The sequence below is a fragment of the Actinophytocola xanthii genome, from assembly GCF_001921205.1.
In the GTDB taxonomy this organism is placed as follows: Bacteria; Actinomycetota; Actinomycetes; order Mycobacteriales; family Pseudonocardiaceae; genus Actinophytocola; species Actinophytocola xanthii.
The window spans coordinates 53,638-76,123 of sequence record NZ_MSIE01000044.1 but is presented as its reverse complement, the minus strand read 5'-3'; the positions used below and the strand labels follow the sequence as shown (position 1 = coordinate 76,123).

The window sequence follows — 22,486 nt, the reverse complement described above, 5'->3', positions numbered from 1 at the left end:
GCTCGGTGGTCACTGGACGCCGACGACGTACTCGAGCGTCGCCGAGTATCTGTCCGACGGCACGAAGGGGATGTCGATCCGGTAGTCGTTGCCGAGCACGTCCCCGTCCGGCGCGGACGGGGTGTTCTGGCGGTGGACGGCCACCGGGACGGTGGCGGAGAGCCGGTGGAACTGGCTCGTACCACGTTCCCGGACGCTCACCCGTCCTACTGGGATGGTGGTGTCGTTGTCCGGCGTGCCCACCGCGAGGACCGTGTCCACCGCACGCACGGAAACCACGTACCCGTTCGGGTTGTTCGTCGTCACCCTCATCGTGACCGCACCCTCCGCGGTGACCACGCTGTCGGTCGGGCCGGACAGCGTGAAGGACGGGGTGAGCTCGGTCAGTCCGATCATCGTCGCCTCCTCCCCTGCCCCGGTGCGGGGGTTCGTTGTCGGACCGGACGGCTTCCACGGCTGACCGGACGGGTTCTTTGTCTGACCGGACGGGTTCCACGGCTGCCCGGACGGGTTTCTCGGCGGACCGGACGGCGGGCCCGCCGTCCTGGTCGTTGTGGTCGTGGCGGCACAGCGCTGGTCCGTGCTGCCGTCGAAGCAGGTGCTGCCCTGTGCTCCGGACACGATCCGGTTGGTCATGACTCCGTCGCCGGACGCGTCGGACCGGACGGTCACCGAGTAGGTGAGCCGGACCATGGCGCCGACCGGCAGGTGGCCCGTCCAGCGGACCATTCCGTCCCAATAGGACACGGTACCCGTGGTGGCGGTCGCGTCCGCGTTGTAGCTCGCGTCATCGAGCACGGCGGCGAGTGAGTCGGTGAGCGCCACCCCGGGGTAGGCGGCCTCACCGCTGTTGGCCGCGGTCACGGTGTAGGTGACCGTGTCGCCCGCCGCCGCCTCCGTCGCGTCGGCCGTCTTCGTGATGTCCAGCGCGGGCACCAGCACCGGCACGGTGACCGCGCAGCCCGGGCCGGAACCGGTGGCGCAGGTGGCGCCCGCGGAAGCGGACATCACCCTGTTGTTCATGGTGCGGTCGCCGGTCGCCGGGTCGTTCACCGCCACCGCATAGGTGACGGTCGCCGCCTCCCCGACGTCGAGCACCCCGGACCAGCCGATCGTCCCGCCGGCATAGGTCAGCATGCCGGCGCTGGCGACCGCGTCCTCGCCGTATGCCGCGTCGTCGAGCACGTCGGCCAGCGGGTTCGCGAAGCTCACCTGCTGGTCGGGGACCTCGCCGGTGTTGGCGACCGTCACCGTGAACCTCGCTGTGCCGCCCGCGGTCGCGGCCGTCGTGTCAGCGGCCATGCTGATCTCGACCGTGGGCCGGAGCACCCGTACCGCGACGGAGCACCCGGAGCCTGGCCGGCACCCGCTGCCCGGCGCGTCGGAGGTCACCGTGCTGATCATGAGGTGGTCACCGCTGTAGGGGTCGTGCACGGTCACCGAATAGGTGAACGTCGCACTGGCGCCGACGGGGAGGTCGCCCGTCCAGGTGATCGCGGCGCCGTCGAAGGCGAGCACCCCGGAGCCGACAACGACCTCGGCATCCGCGTTGTAGTGACTGTCGGTCAGCGCATCGGCGAGTGTGTTCGTGACGGTCACTCCGCTGTAGTAGGTCTCCCCGGTGTTGGTGACGGTCACGGTGTAGTCCACGGTCCCCCCGGCGAGAGTGGCCGGTGTGCTGGCGGACGTGGTGATGTCGAGCCGGGGCACCAGCACGGCCGCCGTCGCCGTGCAGTCGGGGTTGGCGGCGGAGTCGCGGCACGAGCTGCCGGGTGCCGGTGCGGTGACGGTCGCCGACAGCGTCCGATCGCCGAGGCCGGTGCTCCGCACCGTCACCGAGAACCGGACCAGGGCCGTCGCGCCCACCGGCAGGTCACCCGACCAGGTCGCCACCTGCGCCGAGGTGGTCACCGAGCCGCGTGTCGCGGTGGCGGTGCCGGTGAGGTCGGCGTCGTCGAGGGCACGGGCGAGGTCGGTGGTCACGCTGATCCCGGTGTACCCGCTCTCGCCGGTGTTGCTGATCTTGACGGTGACCGTGACCTCGTCGCCAGGAGTCGCGACGGCGAGGCTGGCCGACGCCGACACCTCCAGCCCGGGAACCAGCACCGCGACACTGTTCACGCACGGCGGCGCGGTGCCGCACGTGCTGCCCTGCGCCGACGAGGTGACCGACGTGGTGAGCAGGCGGTTTCCGCCGGCCGGATCGGAGACGGCGGCCGTGTGGGTGACGACCACGGTCGCGCCGACGGCCAGGTCCCCGGTCCAGACCAGGTGCTCGCCGGTGGCGGTCACCGTGCCCGCGGTGGCCGCGGCGTCGCCGTTGTACGTGGCGTCGTCCAGCACACCGGCGAGGTCCGTCGTCACGACCGCGTCGTCGTAGGGCACATCACCGGTGTTGGTGAGACTGACCGTGTAGCCGACATCGTCGCCGGGGGCCGCGGTCGTGCGGTCCGCGGTGACCGAGATGTCGAGGGCTGGCACCAGCACGGTCACGAAGGCCCGGCAGGACGGGCCGGGCCCCTCCGGCGGGCAGCTGCTGCCGAGCACGTGCGAGCGAACCGCGTTGACCAGCACCCGGTCGCCGAGATCCGGATCGTTCACCCGGACGTGGTAGGTGACAGTCACGGTCTCGCCGATCGCGACGTCGCCGACCCAGGTCATCACCGCCCCGGTGAGGTCGACGGTTCCACTGGTGGCGGCCGCGTCGCCACCGTAGGTCGCGTCGTCGAGCAGGCCGTTCAGGGCGTCGGTCACGGTCACCGAGGTGAACGGCGCCTCCCCGGTGTTGGTGATGGTGGTCATGTAGCCGACGGTCGACCCCGGTGTCACCGCCCTCGCGTCGGCGACGGTGTGGACGGCGAGGTCGGGAGTCAGCACGCCCACGCTCGTCCGGCAGACGGCATCGGGTGTCGCGGCAGGGCAGTTGCTGCCCGCCGCGGCCGTGGTCACGACCGCGGTCACCCGCTTGTCGACGAACGGCGGCAGGTTGACGGTCAGCGAGACGGTGATCACGACAGTCTCACCGACGGCGAGGTCCCCGGTCCAGGTGAGCGTTTCGCTGCTCGTCGAGAGCGTCACGCTTCCCGAACCGGCCCGCGCGTCGCCGTTGTAGGCGGCCTCGTCCAGCGCCCCGGCCATGTCCAGGCTGACCTCGGCATCCACATAGGACACCTGGCCGATGTTGGTCGCCGTGATCGTGGTGCGCACGACGGAGCCGGGGGTGGCCGACGCGGTGTCGGCGCTGTTGACGATCCGCAGGCCCGCGACCGGCACCGACGTCGTGCAGCGGGAGTCGCCGGCGCCATCCAGGCAGGTGCTGCCGAGCTCACCGGACACGACGGTCTGGGCGAGCCGGAAGTTCCCGGCCACGGTCGCGTCGACCACCACGCTGTAGCTGATCCTGACCGTCGCGAGGTGCCCCAGGTCGCCGGTCCACGTGAGCGTCCCGTCGCTCACCCGCACCGCACCGGTGGTCGCGGTGGCGTCGCCGCCGTAGGTGGCGTCATCGAGGACGTCGTCGAGCGCGACCTCCAGGGTGGCCTGGTCGTAGGGGGTCTGCCCGACGTTCGTCGCGGTGACCGTGTAGCCGACGGTGGCGCCGGGTGCTGTCGTGGCGCTGCTGGTGGCCGAGGTGATGGCCAGGGCGGGGGTCAGCACGGCGACGGTCGTCCGGCAGGCCTGGCCGGTGCCGGCCACCGGGCAGCTGCTCCCGGCGGCCGGGGAGCTGACCGTGTCGACCATGATCTTGTCGCCGGTGGTGCCCGGGGTCACCGAGTACGTCACCGTCGCCGTCGCGCCGACCGGCAGGTCGCCGGTCCAGGTCAGGGCCGGCGAGTCGAAGGACAGCGCGCCTGCGGTGGCGGTGGCGTCGCCGCCGTAGGTGGCGTCGTCGAGGACACCGGCCATCGAGTCGGTGACGGCGATGTCGGTGTAGGAGGTCTCGCCGGTGTTGGCGATGGTGATCGTGTGCGTCACGGGCACCCGGGGAGCGACCGCGGTGGCGTCCGCGGACTTCGTGATCGTCAGGCCGGGCAGCAGGACCGGCAGGCTGGCCGTGCACCGGGGGTCGGTGCCCCCGGGTCGGCAGTTCGCGCCGAGGGTGTCGGTGACGGTGACGCCGACGAGCTCGCGGTCGCCGGTGACGGCGTCGTGCACGGTGAGTGTGCCGGTGATGGTCACGACCTCGCCGACCGCGATGTCACCGGTCCAGGTCACCGCGGTCGCGGTCATCCCGAGGACGCCCGAGCTCGCCGTCTGGTCGCCGTTCGGCGTCGCCTCGTCGAGTACGTCCGCCAGCGAGCTGGTGACCGTGATGCCCTCGTAGGGCATCTGTCCGGTGTTGGTCAGGGTCACGGTCAGGCGCACCACCGATCCCGGCGTCGTCGAGGCGGCGTCGTAGCGCTGCTCGACCACCAGCGCGGCGACCCGGACCGTGGCGGTGCAGCGCGCGTCGGGCGTGGTGGGACCGCAGTTGTTGCTCGACGGTATCGAGGCCGAGGTGACCGTGCCGCTGAGGGTGCTGTTCCCGCCAGGCACGTCGTCGACGGTGACGGAGTAGCTCACGGTGACCGTGCCGTACGCGGGCACCGTGCCGCTCCAGGTCAGCTCGTCGTCGGCCACGGTGGGCGAGCCCGCCGTGGCGGACGCGTCCCCACCGTAGGTCGCGTCGTCGAGGATGTCGGCCAGGGGGTCGGTGAACTCGACGTCCTCGTCCACCTCGCTGGCGTTGGTGGCGGTCACCGTGAAGACGATCCGGTCGCCTGCCGCCGCCGCGGCCACGTCGGCGGTCTTGGTGAAGGTCAGGCTGACCGAGTTGACGATCGGGGTGTTGCTGGTGCAGCGGGTGTCGGTGCCGCCGGACAAGCAGTTGGCCCCCGGTGTGCTCGAGGTGATCGCGGTGACCATCCGCCCGTCCCCGGCGGCGGGGTTGTCCACCGTGACGGAGTAGGTGACGGTCGCCGCCGCACCGGGTGCCAGCGCACCCGACCAGCTCAGCACGTCATCGCTGACGCCGACCGTGCCCGCGGTCGCCGTGGCGTCACCGGTGTAGGTGGCGTCGTCGAGGAGACCGGCGAGTTCGGCGCTGAGGGTGGCGGCCGGATAGGTCGTCTGCCCGGAGTTGGTGACCCGGATCGAGTAGCCCACAGTGGCGCCGAGGGTCGCGGTGGACAGACCGGCCGTCTGCACGATGGTGAGCGCCGGGGTCAGGATGAGGACGGTGCCGCGGCAGGCGCCGCCGCCGCCCGACGGCGGGCACGTGCTGCCCGCGGTGGTCGAACTGACCGAGGTGACGAGTGCCTTGTCCGCGCCCGGCGCGGTTTCCGCCGTCACCGAGTAGGTGATCGTCGCGGTCTCCCCGATGGCGAGCGGACCGGTCCAGGTCAGCGCCGTGGGGCTGGGGGTCAGCGAGCCGAGGGTGGTCACGGCGTCACCGTTGTAGGTGGCCTTGCCCAGCACGCCCGCCAGGGAGATGATCGCCGAGGCGCTGCTGTATGCGACCGGGCCGGGGTTGGCGACGGTGGTCGTGTAGTCGACGGTCCCGCCCGGGTCGACGGACGTGGCGCTCGCGGACGTGCCGAGTACCAGCACGGGCTCCACGACGACGGCCCGCGAGGTGCACCGGGGGTCGGTGCCACCGGGCGCGCAGTTGGCGCCCGGGGCGGTGGTGGTCATCGTGGCGGTGATGACGCGGTTGCCCGTCGCCGGGTCCCTGACGGTCATGGTGCCGGTCGCGACGACGCTGCCGCCGACGGGGATGCTGCCGGTCCACATGATCGAGCTCGGGGTCAGCGACAGCGAGCCAGCGGTCGCGGTCTGGTCGCCGTTGGGGTAGGCGTCATCGGAGGTGTCGGCCCTGGGGTTGTGCACCGTGATGCCGGTGTAGGGCACTCGGCCGGTGTTGGTGAACGTCGCCGTCATCCGCAGTGCCGAACCCGGGGTCACGGTGCCTTCGGACGTCGCGACCTCCATCACCAGCCGGGCGACCGGCACCACCGTGGCGCAACGGGTGTCCGTGCCGCCGGTGGCGCAGTTGCCGCTGCCCGGCGTCCGGGACGTCAGGGTGGTGCCGACGAGGTCGTCGCCGGCGTCCTCGGCGCGCACGGTGGCCGAGTACCTGACGGTCGTGGCGGCGCCGACCGCGAGCTCGCCGGTCCAGGTCAGCGTCGACCCGCTGATCGAGACGGTGCCGGTACCCGCGGTCGCCCCACCGTTGTCGACCGCGTCGTCGAGCAGACCGGCCAGGTCGACGTCGAACCTGGCCGCGGGAAGGGCCGCCGTGCCGGAGTTGGTGGCGGTGACGGTGAAACCGACGGTGGCGCCGGGAACCGTGGTGGCCGCGTCGGCGACCTGCGCGAGCGTGAGAGCGGGCACCAGGACGCGCACGGTGGCGGTGCAGCGTGGGTCGGTGCCGCCAGAAGGGCAGTTGTTGCCGGGAGCCTGCGACACGACGGTGTTGACCATCGTCTTGTCGCCGGGGTCGGGATCGCGGACGGTGACCGAGTAGGTGACCGTCACGGACTCCCCCCGCGCGAGCGGACCGGTCCAGCGCAGCACCGTGCCGTCGTAGGACACCGCGCCGGTGGTCGCGGTCGCGTCCTCGGCGTAGACCGCGTCGCTCAGCACGCGGGCGAGGTCGTCGGCGAAGGCGGCCGACGGCTGGTCCGTCTCCCCGTCGTTGGTGACGGAGATCGTGTAGCCGACGGTGTCGCCGGGAGCCGCCGTGGTGGTGGCGGCCGTCTTGGTGATCGTCAGTCCCGGTACCAGGACCGTGACCGACGTCCGGCAGCCCGGGTCGGTCGAGCCGGTCCGGCAGTTGCTGCCCGGGACGTCGGCGGTCAGGACGGCGGCCATGATGCGGTCGCCTGCCCGCGCCGGCCGCACGGTGAACGACATCGACCCGGTCACGGTCGTTCCGGGTGCGATGCTGCCGATCCACCCCACGGTGCCGTCCGGCCTGATCACCAGTTTCCCCGCGCTGACCGAGGCGTCGAAGTTGTAGTCGGCGTCGTCCACCAGGGAGTCGACGTCGACGGTGACGGGCAGGTCGACGTAGGTGGTCTCGCCGGTGTTGGTGACGGTGAGCGTGTAGCGCAGCACGGAGCCGGGCGTCGTCGTGGTCACGCCGGTCGTCATGCCGATGGCCAGACCCGGCACGAGCACCCTGACCGTGGTGGTGCAGGACGGGCCGGTGCTCCCGGACCGGCAGTTGCTCCCCGCCGTCGGCGAGGCCACGGTCAGGCCGAGCGTGCGGTCACCGGTCGGCGGATCCCTGACGGTCACCGAGTAGGTGATGGTCGCGCTGGCGCCGATGGCCAGGTCGCCGGTCCAGCTGAGCCTGCCGCCGGCGATCGAGGCACTGCCCCTGGTCGCCGCCAGGTCGCTGTTGTACGTGGCGTCGTCGAGCAGACCGCCGAGCGCGGCGCCGAGACTCGCCCCGGTGTAGGCGGTCTGACCCGAGTTCGTCGCGGTCACCGTGTAGACGACGACATCGCCGGGCGAGGCGGTGCTCACGTCGGTGGTGGCCGCGACGGTGAGTGCGGGGACCCGAACCTGAACCGTCGTGGCGCACGACGGCTGGGGAGCGGCCGGCCGGCAGGTGCTGCCGGGTTCGGCCGAGGTCGCGAGCGTGGTCAGCGTCCGGTCACCGCCGGCGGGGCTGCGGACCGTGAGCGAGGTCGTGATCACGACCGTGGTACCGACGGCCAGGTTGCCGGTCCACGTGAGCCGGGACGAGCCGGCGTCGTACACCACCGAGCCCGCGGTGGCGGTCGCGTTGCCGTCGTAGGTGGCGTCGTCGAGGGCGCCGGCCAGGGCCACCGTGACCGAGGCGCCGGTGTAGGCGGTCTCACCCGTGTTGACCAGCGTGGTGGTGTAGGCGACGGTGTCGCCCGGCGTGACAGCACTGCTGTTCGCGCTGTTCGTGATCGACAGCATCGGAACCAGCACGTTCACCGCGACGGTGCACGCCGCCGCGGAACCGGTGGCGGGGCAGGCACTGCCCGGAGCGGAGGACGTGGCGGTCGCGGTGATCACCCGGTCCCCCGCGGGCGGGTTCGCGACGGTCACCGTGTAGCTGATCGTCGCGCTCGCCCCGGGTGCGAGAGCGCCCGTCCAGGTGAGCGACGGCCGGTTGTAGGACACGGACCCCGTCGTCGCCGTGGCGTCGGCGTTGTAGGTGGCGTCGTCGAGCACACCGGCGAGCGAGTCGGCAACGGCCACCGACGGGAACGGGGTCCGCCCGCTGTTGGTGATCACCGTGGTGAGCCGGACGGTGTTGCCCGGGATCGTGCTGCCGGTACCGGCAGACCTGGCGATGGCCAGACCGGGCACGGTGACCGCGACCGCGCAGCGGGCGTCGTCGCTGCCCGCCGCGCAGTTCGTGCCGAGGGTCGGGGACGTCACGGTGCCGGTCAGCACCCTGTCGCCCCCGGTGGTGGCGACGGTGACCGAGTAGCCGATCGTGACCGAGGCCCCTGGCGCGAGGTTCCCGGTCCACCGCAGGGTCGGCGCCGAGTAGGACAGTGTGCCGCTCGTGGCCGTGGCGTTGCCGTTGTAGGTGGCGTCGTCGAGCACGCCCTGCAACGAGTTCGTCAGCGCCACCCCGGCAAACGCGGAGGCGCCGGTGTTCTCGACGGTGATCGTGTAGGCGACGGTGGCACCCGGCGCCGCCGAGGAGCCGCTGGCCGACGTGGTGATCACGAGCGGGCCCGCGGCGATCTCCACGGTGGCCGTCCTGGTCGCGGTCTGGCCGTTGGCGTCGGTCACCGTCACCGTGAACGAGTAGCCGCCGCTCGTCGTCGGGGTGCCGGACAACGCGCCGGTGGCGGTGTTGAGCGCCAGTCCGGGCGGCAGACTCCCCGCGGTCACCGACCAGCTCAGCGGCTGTGCGCCGCCGGTGACCGCCATGGTGTGGCCGTAGGCGACAGCGACCTGCCCGTCCGGTGGGGTGGCTCCCGTGAACGCCGGTTGCGGCACGATGGTCAGCGTGGCGGCCGCGCTCGCCGTCCTGGCGAAGGAGTCGGTCACCCTGATGGTCAGCGGGAAACTGCCCGCGGTGGCCGGCGTACCGGTGATGGCCCCCGTCGAGGAGCTGAACGAGAGGCCGGGCGGCAGCGAGCCAGAGGTCACCGACCACGTGAACGGTCCCGTTCCGCCGGTGAGCGCCGGCTGCGCCGTATAGGCGACGGCGACCTCGCCGGCGGGCGGGGTGAACGTCACGCCCGGCGCGGCCGCGATGGTCGTGGTCACCGCGAGCGTCGCGGCCTGGCCACTGGCGTCGAGCACCCGCACGGTGAAGGAGTAGGTGCCCGCCGTGCCAGGGGTTCCGCTGAGGAGACCGGTCGACGCGTCGAGCGTGAGCCCGGGCGGCAGCGAGCCCGCGCTGACCGACCACGTGTGCGGCGCGGTGCCGTCGGTGACCCCGAACTGGTGGTGGTAGGGCACGCCGACCTCTCCCGAGGGCGGGGTGGAGGGGGTGATGCTGGGTGACCGGTTGGGCGTCACCGAGGCCGACCTGGCCGACGCCGGTCCGGTGCCAGCCACGTTCTGGGCGGCCACGGTGAACGTGTAGGCGGTACCCGCGGTCAGTCCGGTGACGGTCCGGGTGGTCGCGGAGCCGGGGAAGGTCTGCGCCGCCATGGCGGTGGAGCCGACGTAGGGCACCACCACGTAGCCGGTGACCGGTCTGCCGTTGCCGTTCGGAGTGGTCCAGGACATCACGGCGGACCCGGTGCCCGCGGAGAGGGCTGTGACGGACGGGGCGTCCGGCAGCGCGTAGGGCACTGCCGCCGTGGACGGGCCACTGGGGTCGGAGGTGCCGTAGGCGTTCACCGCGGCCACGGTGAAGGTGTACGAGCCACCAGGGGTGAGACCGGTCACCGTGGTGCTCGTCGTGGCGCCGTAGGAGGTCGTGCCCTCCGACGTGCCGTTCAGGTAGCGGGTGAGGCGGTAGCCGGTGATCGGGCTGCCGTTGGTGGCGGGCGCGCTCCAGGACACCGTCGCACGGGAGATGCCAGCCGTGGCCGTCGGCGCCGCGGGTGTGGCGGGCCGATCGGCGTAGACGTAGCCGGCCGCGCCCGCGATGCCGAGGGTGACCACGGTGACCGACACCGGGACGGCGCTCGTGCGCGCCGGCATCGAGGAGATGACCAGTTTGTCGCCGCTCACGCTGAAGCAGCCGGAGGCCGGCGCACCGGGGCAGGGCAGCAGGACGACCGGATTGCCGGTCTGCTGCTCGTCGGCGGTGCCGATCTCGACGGCCGTCACCTCGGTCGCCGGGCCGGTGAGGTTGGTGCCGCTGATGGTCACCGGACCGCCGCCGGTGACCGGCCCTGTCGACGGCGACACGACGACGTTCGCCGGTCCCGGTGGACGGGTGCTCGTCGTCGCGGTCGTGTCGGTGGCCGAGACGCCCGTCGGGGAGGACACCCGGGACAGCGAACTGCTCGCCACCGTCGAGGCGGTCACGCCGGCGGCGGTCACGATGCCCACCACGTTGAGCACCGGTAGCGCGGTGCCGCTGGCGAAGCCCGCCGTCGTGGTCGTGCACGTGATGACACGGCCGACCGCCCTGGCGCACTCCCATCCCGTTCCGAAGGCGCCGACAGGCACCACCCCGGTCGGCACGGTCTGGGTGAGCGAGACCTTGCCCGGCTCGTCGACGCCCTTCAACACGGTGGCGCTGACCTTGTAGTTCACCGGGTCACCGGGTTGCGAGGTGGCCGCCGCGTAGCTGGTGGTGCTGACCCCGAGCCGGGGCACCGCCTCGAAGGTCTTGGCCCTCACGTCGGAGATCTCGTGCACGTCGGTGTACGCGCCGGTGGACGAGAAGAGGCCCATGACGAGTTGCTTGGGCACGCCGTTGGCGTTGAGCCAGCTCGTCGACGGGTAAAGGCCCGCCGGGACGGCGGGCAGCGTGCCGGTGAGCCTCCTGGGCTGTTGGCCGATCCCGGTCACGACGACCACATAGCTGTTCGCCGCGACCGTCACACCGCTGTCGGAGGTGAACGGCCCGGTCGTCGGGTTGATCAGGATCTGGACCGGGACCTTCGCGGCCGCCCGGGTGGACGCGTGCATGGCGACCATCGAGGCCGTAGTTCCGTTGTAGGTCGTGGTCAACGGGCAGTACCCGACCCGGCCGTTGCCCGGCCCGCGCACCGCGACGGCGTTGGGGACGACGCTGCCGAAGTTGGGCGGGTTCGTGCAGCCGCTGCCGGAGTAGGGAGTGGCGCTGAAGTTGCCGTAGACGTCGAACCCGATGCCGAGGTAGCCGTGCGCCAGACCGTCCGGCGGGCGGTTGGACCCGTTGCCGGGATAGGGGGAGTAGCCGAGCGAGCCGCCGAAATGACCTGTCACGGTCGGCGGCGCCGGGTTCACCGGGTCGGCGGCGGTGAGGGTGAACGACAGCCCGTCGCCACCGCTGCCGCCCCACTGGTAGCTGTTGAAGGTGAGGTCGATGCCGTGGGTCGTCGGGATGCTGGTCGACCCGAACATGCCGCCCACCTGGTGGTTGGCGGCGCCGGTGAACCGGAGCTTGCCGCTGCCCTGGACGTCGACGTTCCCCGCGCAGCTGTAGATCGGTCCCGTGGACGTGTTGCCCGACGCGGTGAGGCACGCACCGTTGGTGCCGGTCGGCGTGGCGGGAACGGTGATTGTTCCGGTGCCGTCGACCGTCCGGTTGCTGAACGAGTTCTGGAACACGACCGTGCCGCCGGCGGCGACGGCGGTGGTTGGCGCGAGCACCTGGCTCAGCGTCCCGAAGAGCCCGACCGTGATCGTCATGACGCACAGGCGCCGCAGCAACCTACGCATCGGCCCTGATCTTCCTGGAGCGACGGCGCCGCACCCAGAGGACGGCGACCGCGGCGGCGAGGACGGCGAGGAGCAGGTACACGGGGAGCACGACGACCCGGACGGTCACCGTCCGCACCGAACCGTCGGCGTTGGTGATCGACACGGCGGGGTGGCAGACGCACAGCAGTGGCGGATCCCAGGTGGTGCGCACCACCCGGGTCGAGCCGCGCATGACGGTGAAGTCCGGAAAGGCCCGTGCGGTGCCCGCGGCGTCCACGGTCAGGCCGGCGGCACCCCGGAAGTCGCGGTGCACCGTGCCCGTGTTCCGCATGGTCGCGGTGAGTTCGACCGGGCCACCGGTGACGAACCCCGGCGCGGCGAGCCCGCTGATGATCGCCGAGTCGTCCGAGGCCCCTGGCACGGCGATGTACAGCGGAGCGGCGATCGCGCGGTTGATCCGCACGTTCTCAGGGCCGGTGGCCTTCGCCGGGACGAGGAAGACCAGTGCGACCGCGTGGTCGCCCGGTTCCGCGTCGTCCGGCACCGCGACGCGGGCGGTGACGGTCCTGGCGGTGCCCGGCTGGAGGCGGAAGCTCGCGGGCGACGCGCTCACCCAGGCCGACGCGGAGTAGGGCGCGTCCTCCCGGAAGACCAGGCTCCCGTCGGTTCCGCCGACGAAGTCCCGCTCCTGCACGAGGACGTCGAGCGGTGCGCTGCCGCGGTTGATCACCTCGACGTGCCGGTCGGTGTCGGTGTCGGCAGGCCCGACCACGAGCCGGGCCGGGGTGATGGCGAGGGAGAAGTCCGCAGGCCGGGTGTTGTACGACGTGGAGGTCGACGGCGGGGGTGGTTCCGCGGCGGCCGTCGTCCAGCCGGTCACGAGTGACAGCGAGCAGGCGAGCGCGAGGAGACGCCGGGCCGTGCCCGTGCCGTTCGGAGCCGGAATCACAGCGCACTCGCCACGTAGTCGAGCGTCGCGGAGTAGGTGTTCCCGGCAACGAACGGGACGCCGATCCGGTAGTCGTCCCTGAGCTCGTCGCCGCCTTCCGCCGAGGGGACGGGTGTGCTGTACACGGTCACCGGGCGCGCCGAGTTGAGCGGGGTGAACTGCGCCGTGCCCGGCCCGCGGACGGCGAGCGCGCCGATCGGGACCGGGTCCGCGTTCTCCGGCCCGCTGGCCAGGTTCGCCGTGTGCCCCTGGACCGTGACGAGATAGCCGGCGACGTTGTTGGTCTCCACCGCGTGCACCACCGCGGAGTTGGCGGGCACGGTGGTCCCCGCCATGCCGGACAGCGCGATACCACCGCTCAACGCGGTCAGCGTGATGCCGGTGGCCACCTCGACGCTGACGGTCGTCGAGCCGTCGTCGGCACCCGCGACCGGCACCGCGGGAAACACGAGCACGGACGCGACGAGGACGGCCAGTCGCGGCCAGCAGGCAGCTCCAGTCGCCATCGGGTCTCCTCACGGGCTCGGTTGAGCGGCTTCGGGGTTCACCTCCTCGCCGTTCGTCCTGGCGATACCCCTTCCCGCCCCCCATCGGCAGGCGAAGACCGGAGTTGAGGCTCCACCGAACACGCAAGGCAGCACGACGTGTTCGAGCTGAGCTATGACGAAATTTGATCTTGGAACTCAAGTAGGGGATCCGCTGCAGGGCTGCCGCCATGCGAACGTCCATCGCCGGGGGCCGACCCGAACGCCCTCGCCGACGTGCAGACCGCTCACCACACCGACCCGACAGTGGCAGGCCTGGTCGACGAGGACCGGGGAAGCCTGCTCCATCTGGCACGGTGGATGGTCGACGGCCAGACGGCCGTCCTCCGAGTGAATGCAACTGGATCCTCGCCCGCGCCAAGGAACACATCGACGCTGGACGCCATTTCCAGGCGGAGCGCACGAGCTCTCCGCTGGAGGAACACCTCGACAACCGTTGGTACGACTGGGATTCCGGCCTGACCATGCACCACGAGAACGACGGCACCACCACGCCACGCAGGCCAGGACTCGGCCAGGCGGCGTCCACGGAGTCCTCGCCCGCGTGCGCGATCTCGGCGCCGGCCTCTTCTCGGTCACGACCGGAGGAGGCGCGCGCCGGTCGCGAGCAGCCAGACGAGCCCGGCGGCGAACCCTAGGAGTCCGACGAACAGCAGCGGTGAGCCGTCGGCGATCGCGAGGTTGCCGAGTCCCGCGGCGAGCGGCAGGCTTCCGCCCACCAGGCCCAGCAGGCGCTGCCAAGCCGGGGTCAGCCTGCTCGCGTGCGCGGCGAGGGCCGCGCCGATGACGGTGGTGGCGAGCGCTGGCAGCGCCAGCGCGAACGCCGCCGCGTGAACCTGCCAGACGAGTTCGAACTCGGGCGTCGGCTCGGCGAGCCCGCCAGCGGAAAGCGCGAGCCCGATCTGCAGGACGTTGACAAGCACGACGATGGCCGACAGCGTCGCGCCGGCGGCCAGGGCGAGGCGCGACCAGTCGGCGCCCGCTCCGCCGCGCCGCTCCACGAGGCCGTGCAGGCCCGTCACGAACACGAGCAGCAGCGGCAGGTACAGGGCCACCAGACCGGACGCGATCGCGACCGAGTCGCGGCTGGCAGCGTAGTAGGCCAGCACTTCCTCGATCGGAGCGTCGAAGGTCGGCGCACCCGACACCGCCAACACCGCGTTCTCCACCACCACCGACACCACGAACGCGATCGCCGCGACGCCGACGAGCCGGCCTCGAACGAACCCACTGCGGGCAAGTGTGTTGGTGGCGGTGGCCTGCGGTGATCTCATCTCCTACTCCTTCGTCGCAGCCGGACTTCGGAGACTGTGTTGGGCCGTCCGTTCCGGTTATGTGGAACAAGATTGCTGGAGCGGCCGCATGCGCAGCGACGAGCCGAGGTCGATGGCGGCGGGTCGAAGGTCTACACCTCGGGTTCGACTTTGGTCGGATGCCGGGGGGCCCGACCCGGCCGTACCCTTCGCTCATGATGGGCCCGGCGGACCCGCAGGATCGGAGCCCGCTACCGACGGGCGTGATCAACGATACTGACCACAATCCGGTACGCCCGGCCAAGCGCCCGGTCCGCGCCCGCGTGGTCGACGCCGCGTGTTTCCTGCTGGCCGCTGGCGTGGTGGTGCTGACCCTGGCCGACAGCCGCGCGCAGCACATCGCGCCGGGCCCGCTCACCGTCGACCTCGTCCTCGGCGGCCTGTGCAGTCTGGGGGTGTGGCTGCGCCGGCGCTGGCCGGTCGGCCTCGCCGTGGCCGCGGGTCTGGTCAGCGTCTACGCGACCTCCGCCGGAGGCGCGGCGCTCATCGCGCTGTTCACCGTCGCGGTGCACCGGCGCTTCGCGGTGGTCGCCCCGATCGCGGCTGGGTGCGCGCTCGTACCGTTCCTGACGCTGCAGGTTCGGCCCGACGTCCCAGTCGGGTCCCCGTCGGAGATCGTGCTGGGCGTCGTCTTCGGCGTCGCGGTGCTCGCCTGGGGCATGTTCGTACGGGCCCGACGCCAGTCGCTGCGGGAGCGGGCTGGCCGGGTCGAGGCCGAACAGGAACTGCGCGTCGCCGAAGCCCGCCAGGGCGAACGCAACCGGATCGCCCGGGAGATGCACGACGTGCTCGCCCACCGCCTGACCCTGCTGAGCCTGCACGCCGGGGCGCTGGAGCTACGCCCCGACGCCGCGCCCGAGGAGGTCGCCCGTGCCGCCGGGGTGATCCGCGACAGCGCCTACCAGGCGCTGGAGGACCTTCGGGAGGTGATCGGCGTCCTCCGTACCGGTGTCGACCGGTCCGACGAGACTCCAGAACGGCCGCAGCCCACTCTGGCCGACCTCCCCGACCTCGTCGACCAATCGCGGCGCGCCGGGATGCGGGTACGGCTCGACTGGCAGACCGACGCGCTTTCCGCCGTACCGGCTGGTGTGGGGCGCAGCGCGTACCGGATCGTGCAGGAAGGGCTGACCAACGCCCGCAAGCACGCCCCCGACGGCGAGGTGACCGTCACCGTCCGGGCAAGCCCGGGCGACGGCGTAACCGTCGAGATCCGCAACCCGTGCCCGATGGGCACCGGCGGTGGTACCGCAATTCCCGGCGCCGGCAGCGGCCTCATCGGACTCGCCGAACGGGCCGCCCTCGCCGGAGGACGCCTCGAACACGGACCCACCCCGGCCGGTGAGTTCCGGCTCCGGGCCTGGCTACCGTGGCCTACCCTCTGATCGTGAACGCAGCGGTGCGGGTCCTCGTCGTCGACGACGACCCGCTCGTGCGGGCCGGCCTGGCGATGGTCATCGGCGGCTCACCCGACCTGACCGTGGTCGGCGAGGCCGGCGACGGAAGCGAAGTAGCCGCCGCCGTCGACGCCTACGCCCCGGACGTGGTGCTCATGGACATCCGCATGCCCACCCTCGACGGCCACGCCGCCACCGAACAGCTGCGTGCCCGACCCGACCCACCCGAGGTCATCGTCCTGACCACCTTCGACGCCGACGAGCACGTCCTGCGCGCGCTGCGCGCCGGGGCCAGCGGCTTCCTGCTCAAACACACCCCACCCGCCGAGATCCTGCGCGCGATATCGCGGGTCGCAGCCGGCGAAGCCATCCTGTCGCCGACCGTGACCCGACAGCTCATCGCCCACCTCAGCGACACCGGCGCCGCCGCCCGGCAACGCCACGCCACCACCGCGCTGGATCAGCTCAGCGAACGCGAACGCGAGGTCGCCATCGCCGTCGGGCGGGGCAAGTCCAACGCCGAGATCGCGGGCGAGCTGTTCATGAGCGTGGCCACCGTGAAAGCCCACATTTCCCACATACTCACCAAACTCGATCTCAACAACCGTACCCAGGTCGCCCTACTCGCCCACGACGCCGGCCTCACCAGCTGACACCGGAAGCCTTCTGGCCCCCGCCCGCACCCGGCGTGGGCGCGTAGAGCGACCCCTCACCGCCCAGTCCCGCTGAGCGAGAACACGTCGACCAAATTGGCTGGGCATTGGCCTTGGACCCGCTGGTGTTCACCCCTGCTGCTTCTCGTCGTCGCCTCACCAGCCTCCCCGCCAGCCTCTGGCATCGCCTCATCCAGGTCGACGAGATCAAGGGTGAGTGGCGTGGCAGCGCGGGTCTCGGACCACAGGTACTCGGGCGTCTCAAACGCTCCGTGCTTGTGACCTCGACCGGCGCCGCCACCCGCGTACCAGGGGAGACGCTTCCCCTGCTCGCGGAGCCCGGGCCGGCGGCTCAGGGCTCCGCGAGCAGGGCCTCGCCCGTGCGGTACAGCTGCGCCAGCAGCGGTCGCAGCAGCCGCCCGCGTTCCGTCAGCTCGTAACCACGGGCTCCGCGTGTGACGATTCCCTGATGCCGCAACGAGACCAGCCGTTCGGTGAGCACCTTGGCGCTCAGCGCGGGCAGTCCGGCACGCAGCTGGCCGAACGTCAGCGGGCCCAGCATCAGGTCGCGTAGCACGAGGGTCGTCCACCGGCCGCTGATGGCCGCTAGCGACACCTCGACCGGGCAGGCGGGCGAGGGGGCGTTCCAGGTTACCGTTTGGTGACCGGCGAGTTCGTGCGCTGCACTGTCCACATGAGCAGTATCGCGCTCCCCCACGACTTCGCCGCCGCCTTCAACACGTTCGACCTCACCGAGGTGCTGCGCCACTACGAGCCGGGCGCGGTCTTCGTGGACCGGCCCGGTCATGCCGCGGACCCGGCGGCCAACCAGAGGATGCTCGACCTCCGCACACCGCTCTCGGTGCGTCCGCGCCACGTCTTTCCGGCCGGGGATCTCGCGCTGCTCATCGTGGACTGGCGTATCGGCGACCTCACCGGCACGGCGACCGACGTGGCCCGGCGCGGCGAGGACGGCCGCTGGCGTTACGCGATCGACAACCCGTTCGGCGTCAGCGGTCCCTGAGCCCTACCGGCCGCGGCCGGTGCGGCGGAGCGGCGGAGGTCGTCATGGATCCGGAGATCGAATACGTGCCGAAGCTGGCTACCGACAGGGCCGCGGTCTGGCGGAGGAACTCGTGGTCCTCCGCCCCCCAGTTGCGGAGGACCACGAGTGGATTGGGTTGTTACCACCAGGCTGTGCACCTCAGGGATGACGAGATCCCTCAACCATTCCGCAGGCCCGACGCCTCAGGTCTAGTCCGGCGGGGATGTTCACGGTCGGACGCGCGTGGTCAAGAAACAAGCGGTGAACAACGTCAGGTGGGGGCGCTTCAGGAGCCCTGGTTGACGAGGGGTACGACCGTTACGACGTAGCCGGCGTGGCGCGGGAGGCCTTCGTCGGGCCGTCCAGTGCCTCGAGCTTGGTGCGGACCGCCTCCGCGTCGGGGTGGCCCAGTTCGTCCAGGGCGGTCAGTGCCCTTCGCCAGACCTTGCGGGCGGCTTCTGCCTCCTGCGCGGCGTGGTGGGCGTCGCCTAGGCGAGTAAGGGTGTCGGCTTCGGCCCAGCGGTGGCCCAGATCGCGGTAGAGCCGCGCGGCGCGCTCGTAGCAGGCGACGCTCTCCGCGCGATCTCCCAGGCCGTGGTGGGCGTGGCCGAGGGTGTCCCACGTGTCTGCCATGCCATAACGGTCCTCGACCTGCTCGTTGAGGCGTAGGGCCTGCTCGCCGGCGGTCAGCGCCTGGGCGTGGTCGCCGAGGTAGTTGTGGCCCCAGGCGATGTTGTTGAGGGCCCTGGCCTGGCCTGAGCGGTGGCCGATGCGTTCGAACAGCTCGAAGGACTGCTGGGCGTGCTCCAACGAGGCTGCGTGCTCCCCCTGCCTGGCACAGATCCAACAGAGGTCAAAGTGGACTCTCGCCTCCCCGGCGAGGTCCTCCGCCTCCGCGAAGAGACGCATCGACTCTCTTAGATAGACAACTGCTTCGGGGACCCGATCCATGTGGACGTGCACCCGGCCGAGGCTGCGGTGCGCATGCGCCTGTCCCGCGGGGTCGGCTAGGCGCTGCGCCGCCGCCAGTGCCGTTCGCTGTGTCGCTGTCCACACCGTCCACTGTCCACGTCGCTCGAGGAAGTAGGCCAGTGCCCAGGCTAGTTTCCACGCGTGCAGGTCGAACCCGGTGCCGGCGGCAAGTTCAACCGCCCCGTGGATCGCGGGCAGCTCGTCGGTCAACCAGCGCATCGCCTGCTCGTGGTCGAGGTGCTCGTCGACGACCGCCCCGGGGTGGGCGGGCGGGATGGCGATCGGATCGCGGTGGGCGTCGAGCAGGCGGTCCGCGGCGCAGGCCCCCTGCAGGTAGTGGTCGAGGAGTCGGTGTACGGCATCGTGTCGTTCCTTGGCCGTGTCGAGATCATGGACCAGCTCCACGGCGTAGGCGCGCAGGAGGTCGTGGAACGCGTACCTGCCCGGCAGGTGCGCGGTGAGCAACGACGCCTCGGTCAGCTCGGTGAGCAGCGTGCGAGCCCGAGCGGGCGGCAGCTCGGCCAGGCTCGCGGCCGCCGACACGGTGACATCTGGGCCAGGATGCAGCCCGAGCAGCCGGAACAGCCGACGCGCCGGCTCGCTCAGCTGCCGGTAGGACCAGGAGAAGACGCCTCGTACGTCGGTCGTCGGGTCGTCGCCGGACAGGACGTCGAGGTCGAGGTCCAGCTCGGCGGCGAGTGCGGCAAGCGGGAAGCGGGGATGGGTGGCCGCGCGGGCGGCCACCACCGCCAGGGCCAGGGGGAGGGACGCGCACCTGGCGACGATCTCCTCGACGGCCTGCGGCTCCGCCGCCAGGCGGTCGCCGCCGAGCCGCTCGGCGAGCATCTGCTGGGCCTCGCTGAGGTCGAACACATCCAGCAACACCGGCCGCGCCCCCTCGGCGGCGACCAGTCCGGACAGGACATTGCGGCTGGTCACCACGGCCAGACAGCCGCGGCTACCAGGCAGCAGCGGGCGTACCTGGTCGGCGTCGCGGGCGTTATCCAGCACCACCAGCACGCGGCGATCCGCCAGCAGGCTGCGGTAGAGAGCCGACCGGGCGGCGAGGCCGACCGGCACCCGCGGCGGCGGCACGTCCAGCGCCTCCAGGAACCCGAGCAGCGCCTCGGCCGGATGCACCGGGGAGCCGTCTGGGTCGAAGCCGCGCAGGTTCACGTACAGCTGGCCATCCGGGAAGTGCTGGCGCATTCGATGTCCCCAGTGGACGGCCAGGGCGGTCTTGCCGACACCAGCGGTGCCCGCGATCGCGGCGACCACCGCGGTGTCGCTGTCACCGGGAAGGAGTTGGTCGAGCTCCTTGCGCTGGGTGACCCGCCCGGAAAAACCGACCACGTCGGCGGGGAGCTGGGCCGGTACCACCCGCAGGGCGGCCGGTCGGGTCGCGGCGAACTCGGTGCCACCGCCCTCGTCGGCCAGGATGGTGGCGTGCAGGTCGCGCAACCGGGCACTCGGTTCGAGACCCAGCTCCTCGGCAAGCGCTTTCCTGTGTCGGTGGTAGGTCTCGAGCGCCTCGGCCTGCCGGCCGGACCGGTGCAGCGCCACCATCAGTTGCCCCACCAGGCGTTCCCGGAGGGGGTTCGACGTCACCAGCTCGGTCAGCCTGCCGACCAGCTCGTCATGGCGGCCCAGGCGCAGCTCGAGGTCGATGCATTCCTCGGTGGCGGCCCGCCGCTGCTCGTCCAGGCGCGCCGCGGCCGACTCGAGCAACCGTCCGGTCAGGCCGGCGAGGGCCGCGCCGCGCCACAGCCGGAGGCCCGCTCGTAGCTCGGCCACGGCCTGGTGGGTCTCGCCGGCGGCGCTCAGGCTTCGCGCGTTCCCCACATGGGTCGAGAAAAGCCGCGCGTCGAGCGTGCCCCCGCCGAGCCGGAGCCGGTACGCGTTGCCCTCGGCCAGGATCGCGGGGGCCTCGCCCGAGGCGTCGGTGTCGGACTCGAGGAGGCGGCGTAGCGCGGAAAGGCTGTTCTGCACCTGGCGTTTCGCCGTGGAGGGCGGGTTCTCGTCCCATACGGATTCGATGAGCGAGTTGAGGGGAACTGCGCGATCGGCGTTGACCAACAGCAGGGCGAGCAGCGTACGTTGGCGCCGGCCGGTCAGGCGGAGCGGTTCCCCACCCGCCAACACCTCCAGGGGCCCCAGTACTCGGAACTCCATCTGCGCCTCCGCGGGCGGGATGTGACCACTCCGGCGGCGCTCATCCTAGCGATTGTGGGAGTTCCAATACCGTTCTTCGGGTTCTACTGAAGACCGGGCAGGAGCTTGCACGTCGGGTCGGTGGCGGCGGCCTTCATGTCTTCGCTGACCGGAACTCCGTCGAGGGGTTTGGCCGCCCTGTTGGCGACGCTCGGCCATGCGGTACCTACGACCTCGCCGAGGTCGGATTCGGTGGCCGCCGGCGGCAGGTCGGCCAGTGCGCGATGGGCGGTCTGGACGTTCTCGCGCAGGGTGGTCAGTTGGTCGTTCAGATCGCTTACGGCCTGCTCGGCGCCGGCAGGGGGGTTGGGGGGCAACGTGTCCAGGCGCGTCGTGGCTGTTCGGAGGGCGTCGGCGGCGGCGGACAGCTGGGTGTCGAACGCCTGGCGGAGGGCGGTGGGATCGCTGGGATCGGCGGCGCTGGCCCACAGCGCGGTGCGCAGGTCGGAGGCGACGGTGCATAAGGACGTCATCCAGGCCGTCGAGGCGGCGGGGGCCGGGAGGCGGGAGGTGGTGGGCGGGTTGGCAGGGGTGGCGCAGGCGGTGAGGAACGCCAGTGCCAGTGCGAGAGGAACGAAGCGAATCATCGGCTCCGTCGCTTTCGAAGAATGGGACGGGACGCCCAGTCCTCGTCCGCCAACGACAGGTTGGTGCCGTTTCGCTCGACGAGCGTCGCGTACTTCGCCAGGGTGTCCGGTTGAACCACGAAGCCCAAGACGGCCTCCAACGTGCTTGGGAAGCTGCTACGTTCGGCCGGTGAGTCGCCGGGATCGCAACGACGTCGTCGAGTGGGCCGTCCGCAGGTTGCGACGCCAAGTGTGCGTGACCATCGCCTTCGGCGGGTTCTTTTTCGCGATTTTCGCCATTCAGACGCAGCCGACGGCGGTTGGCGTTTTCGGTGGTGTGCCGGCGGCCGGTAGCTCGGTGTTGGCCATCGCGTCGATGGTGGCGGTGAAGAAGCGTCACGAGGTCGAGCGGGCCTGGCTCGCGATCGGGCTGTTCGTGTTCGCGATCGTGTTGGTGATCGTGGTCAACCTGTTCTGAGCCGCGTGGGTCAGGTGGTCGACGGTTCCTTCGCGGGCTGGACGGCGTCCAGGGCCAGCTGCACGGTCGGGTGAATGTTGAGGGACTCGTCCAGCTCGGTGATCCGCAGGGGACGCAGGACGGCCCGCTGGTCGGTCGCCACGGCCATGTCGATGCCGAGGTCGGCGGCGTGCCTCGCGGTCTCCAGCAGGACCCTGATGCCGGTCGTGCCGAAGAAGTCGGTCTTGGTCAGGTCGATGACCAGGGCCTCGGGGTGTTGGTCGAGCTCCGCGGTGAGCAAGGCCAGCACCGGGCCCCGGTTGGTCATGTCGATCTCGCCCGTCACCGCCACGACCGCGGCTCCGTCGCGGTCCGCTGTTCGGATGGTGGCGGTGGTCAGGGCGATGACGCAGGTGTCGCGCACGGTGGCACTCCTTGGTTGCACCCGAAAACCGGCAACCGAGCTGTTGCTCAACCCGTATCGTCGCTCACGTAGTGCTCGTGAAAATTACGAGACATGTCCACCGTACGTGGGTCGCCGGTGAGTCTCAAGGCGACCCTCGGTCACTCGTCCAACGCCGTGGA

Annotated in this window: 12 protein-coding genes; 4 read left to right on the top strand and 8 right to left on the bottom strand. The window is 71.5% G+C overall.

Features of this window, described 5'->3' with window-relative positions; translation table 11 throughout:
• Positions 1-9: 9 nt before the first annotated feature.
• From BU204_RS23265 to BU204_RS23250, 4 genes are all read right to left on the bottom strand, one after another.
• Positions 10-11,811: a DUF7927 domain-containing protein gene (locus tag BU204_RS23265; protein ID WP_083661553.1), complete on the bottom strand. Its 11,802-nt coding sequence runs from the start codon at positions 11,809-11,811 to the stop codon at positions 10-12.
• Complete coding sequence (locus BU204_RS23260; RefSeq protein ID WP_075127851.1) at positions 11,804-12,742, bottom strand: hypothetical protein; 939 nt, start codon at positions 12,740-12,742, stop codon at positions 11,804-11,806. Before BU204_RS23260 ends, BU204_RS23265 begins: the two co-directional genes overlap by 8 nt.
• A complete protein-coding gene (locus BU204_RS23255) occupies positions 12,739-13,248 on the bottom strand; it encodes a hypothetical protein (protein ID WP_083661552.1) in 510 nt (169 codons plus the stop codon). Before BU204_RS23255 ends, BU204_RS23260 begins: the two co-directional genes overlap by 4 nt.
• Positions 13,249-13,862: 614 nt before the next feature.
• Complete coding sequence (locus BU204_RS23250; RefSeq protein WP_075127850.1) at positions 13,863-14,561, bottom strand: hypothetical protein; 699 nt, start codon at positions 14,559-14,561, stop codon at positions 13,863-13,865.
• A 242-nt stretch (positions 14,562-14,803) separates the two neighbouring features.
• On the opposite strand from BU204_RS23250, the gene BU204_RS23245 reads away from it, so the two are divergent.
• Together BU204_RS23245 and BU204_RS23240 are read left to right on the top strand one after the other, a co-directional pair.
• Entirely contained in the window at positions 14,804-15,985 is a 1,182-nt protein-coding gene (locus BU204_RS23245; protein ID WP_233160521.1) for a sensor histidine kinase, read from the top strand.
• A 2-nt stretch (positions 15,986-15,987) separates the two neighbouring features.
• On the top strand, positions 15,988-16,650 hold the full coding sequence (locus BU204_RS23240) for a response regulator (protein WP_075127894.1): 663 nt from the start codon (positions 15,988-15,990) through the stop codon (positions 16,648-16,650).
• Between the two features lie 352 nt (positions 16,651-17,002).
• On the opposite strand, the gene BU204_RS41445 is transcribed toward BU204_RS23240, so the two are convergent.
• Entirely contained in the window at positions 17,003-17,266 is a 264-nt protein-coding gene (locus tag BU204_RS41445) for a winged helix-turn-helix transcriptional regulator (RefSeq protein ID WP_233160511.1), read from the bottom strand.
• A gap of 78 nt (positions 17,267-17,344) precedes the next feature.
• Here BU204_RS41445 and BU204_RS23230 point away from each other — a divergent pair, with 78 nt between their 5' ends.
• Positions 17,345-17,674, top strand: coding sequence for a YybH family protein (locus BU204_RS23230; protein ID WP_075127848.1), 330 nt, complete (start codon positions 17,345-17,347; stop codon positions 17,672-17,674).
• 339 nt (positions 17,675-18,013) lie between these two features.
• Here BU204_RS23230 and BU204_RS23225 read toward each other — a convergent pair whose 3' ends face one another.
• Together BU204_RS23225 and BU204_RS23220 are read right to left on the bottom strand one after the other, a co-directional pair.
• The gene (locus BU204_RS23225; RefSeq protein WP_075127847.1) at positions 18,014-20,839 is read right to left on the bottom strand and encodes an AfsR/SARP family transcriptional regulator; all 2,826 of its coding nucleotides are present in this window, start codon (positions 20,837-20,839) and stop codon (positions 18,014-18,016) included.
• Positions 20,840-20,922: 83 nt separating this feature from the next.
• Entirely contained in the window at positions 20,923-21,465 is a 543-nt protein-coding gene (locus tag BU204_RS23220; protein WP_075127846.1) for a hypothetical protein, read from the bottom strand.
• 169 nt (positions 21,466-21,634) lie between these two features.
• On the opposite strand from BU204_RS23220, the gene BU204_RS23215 reads away from it, so the two are divergent.
• The gene (locus BU204_RS23215; protein WP_143229670.1) at positions 21,635-21,922 is read left to right on the top strand and encodes a hypothetical protein; all 288 of its coding nucleotides are present in this window, start codon (positions 21,635-21,637) and stop codon (positions 21,920-21,922) included.
• Positions 21,923-21,932: 10 nt separating this feature from the next.
• Here BU204_RS23215 and BU204_RS23210 read toward each other — a convergent pair whose 3' ends face one another.
• Positions 21,933-22,325, bottom strand: a complete 393-nt coding sequence (locus BU204_RS23210; protein WP_075127844.1) for an STAS domain-containing protein — start codon at positions 22,323-22,325, stop codon at positions 21,933-21,935.
• Between the last annotated feature and the right edge of the window lie 161 nt (positions 22,326-22,486).

Bases quoted from the DNA above. Each gene is read 5' to 3' on its own strand.
- BU204_RS23265 (WP_083661553.1), bottom strand. From the start codon at position 11,811: ATGCGTAGGTTGCTGCGGCGCCTGTGCGTCATGACGATCACGGTCGGG.
- BU204_RS23255 (WP_083661552.1), bottom strand. From the start codon at position 13,248: ATGGCGACTGGAGCTGCCTGCTGGCCGCGACTGGCCGTCCTCGTCGCG.
- BU204_RS23250 (WP_075127850.1), bottom strand. From the start codon at position 14,561: ATGAGATCACCGCAGGCCACCGCCACCAACACACTTGCCCGCAGTGGG.
- BU204_RS23230 (WP_075127848.1), top strand. From the start codon at position 17,345: ATGAGCAGTATCGCGCTCCCCCACGACTTCGCCGCCGCCTTCAACACG.
- BU204_RS23225 (WP_075127847.1), bottom strand. From the start codon at position 20,839: ATGGAGTTCCGAGTACTGGGGCCCCTGGAGGTGTTGGCGGGTGGGGAA.
- BU204_RS23220 (WP_075127846.1), bottom strand. From the start codon at position 21,465: ATGATTCGCTTCGTTCCTCTCGCACTGGCACTGGCGTTCCTCACCGCC.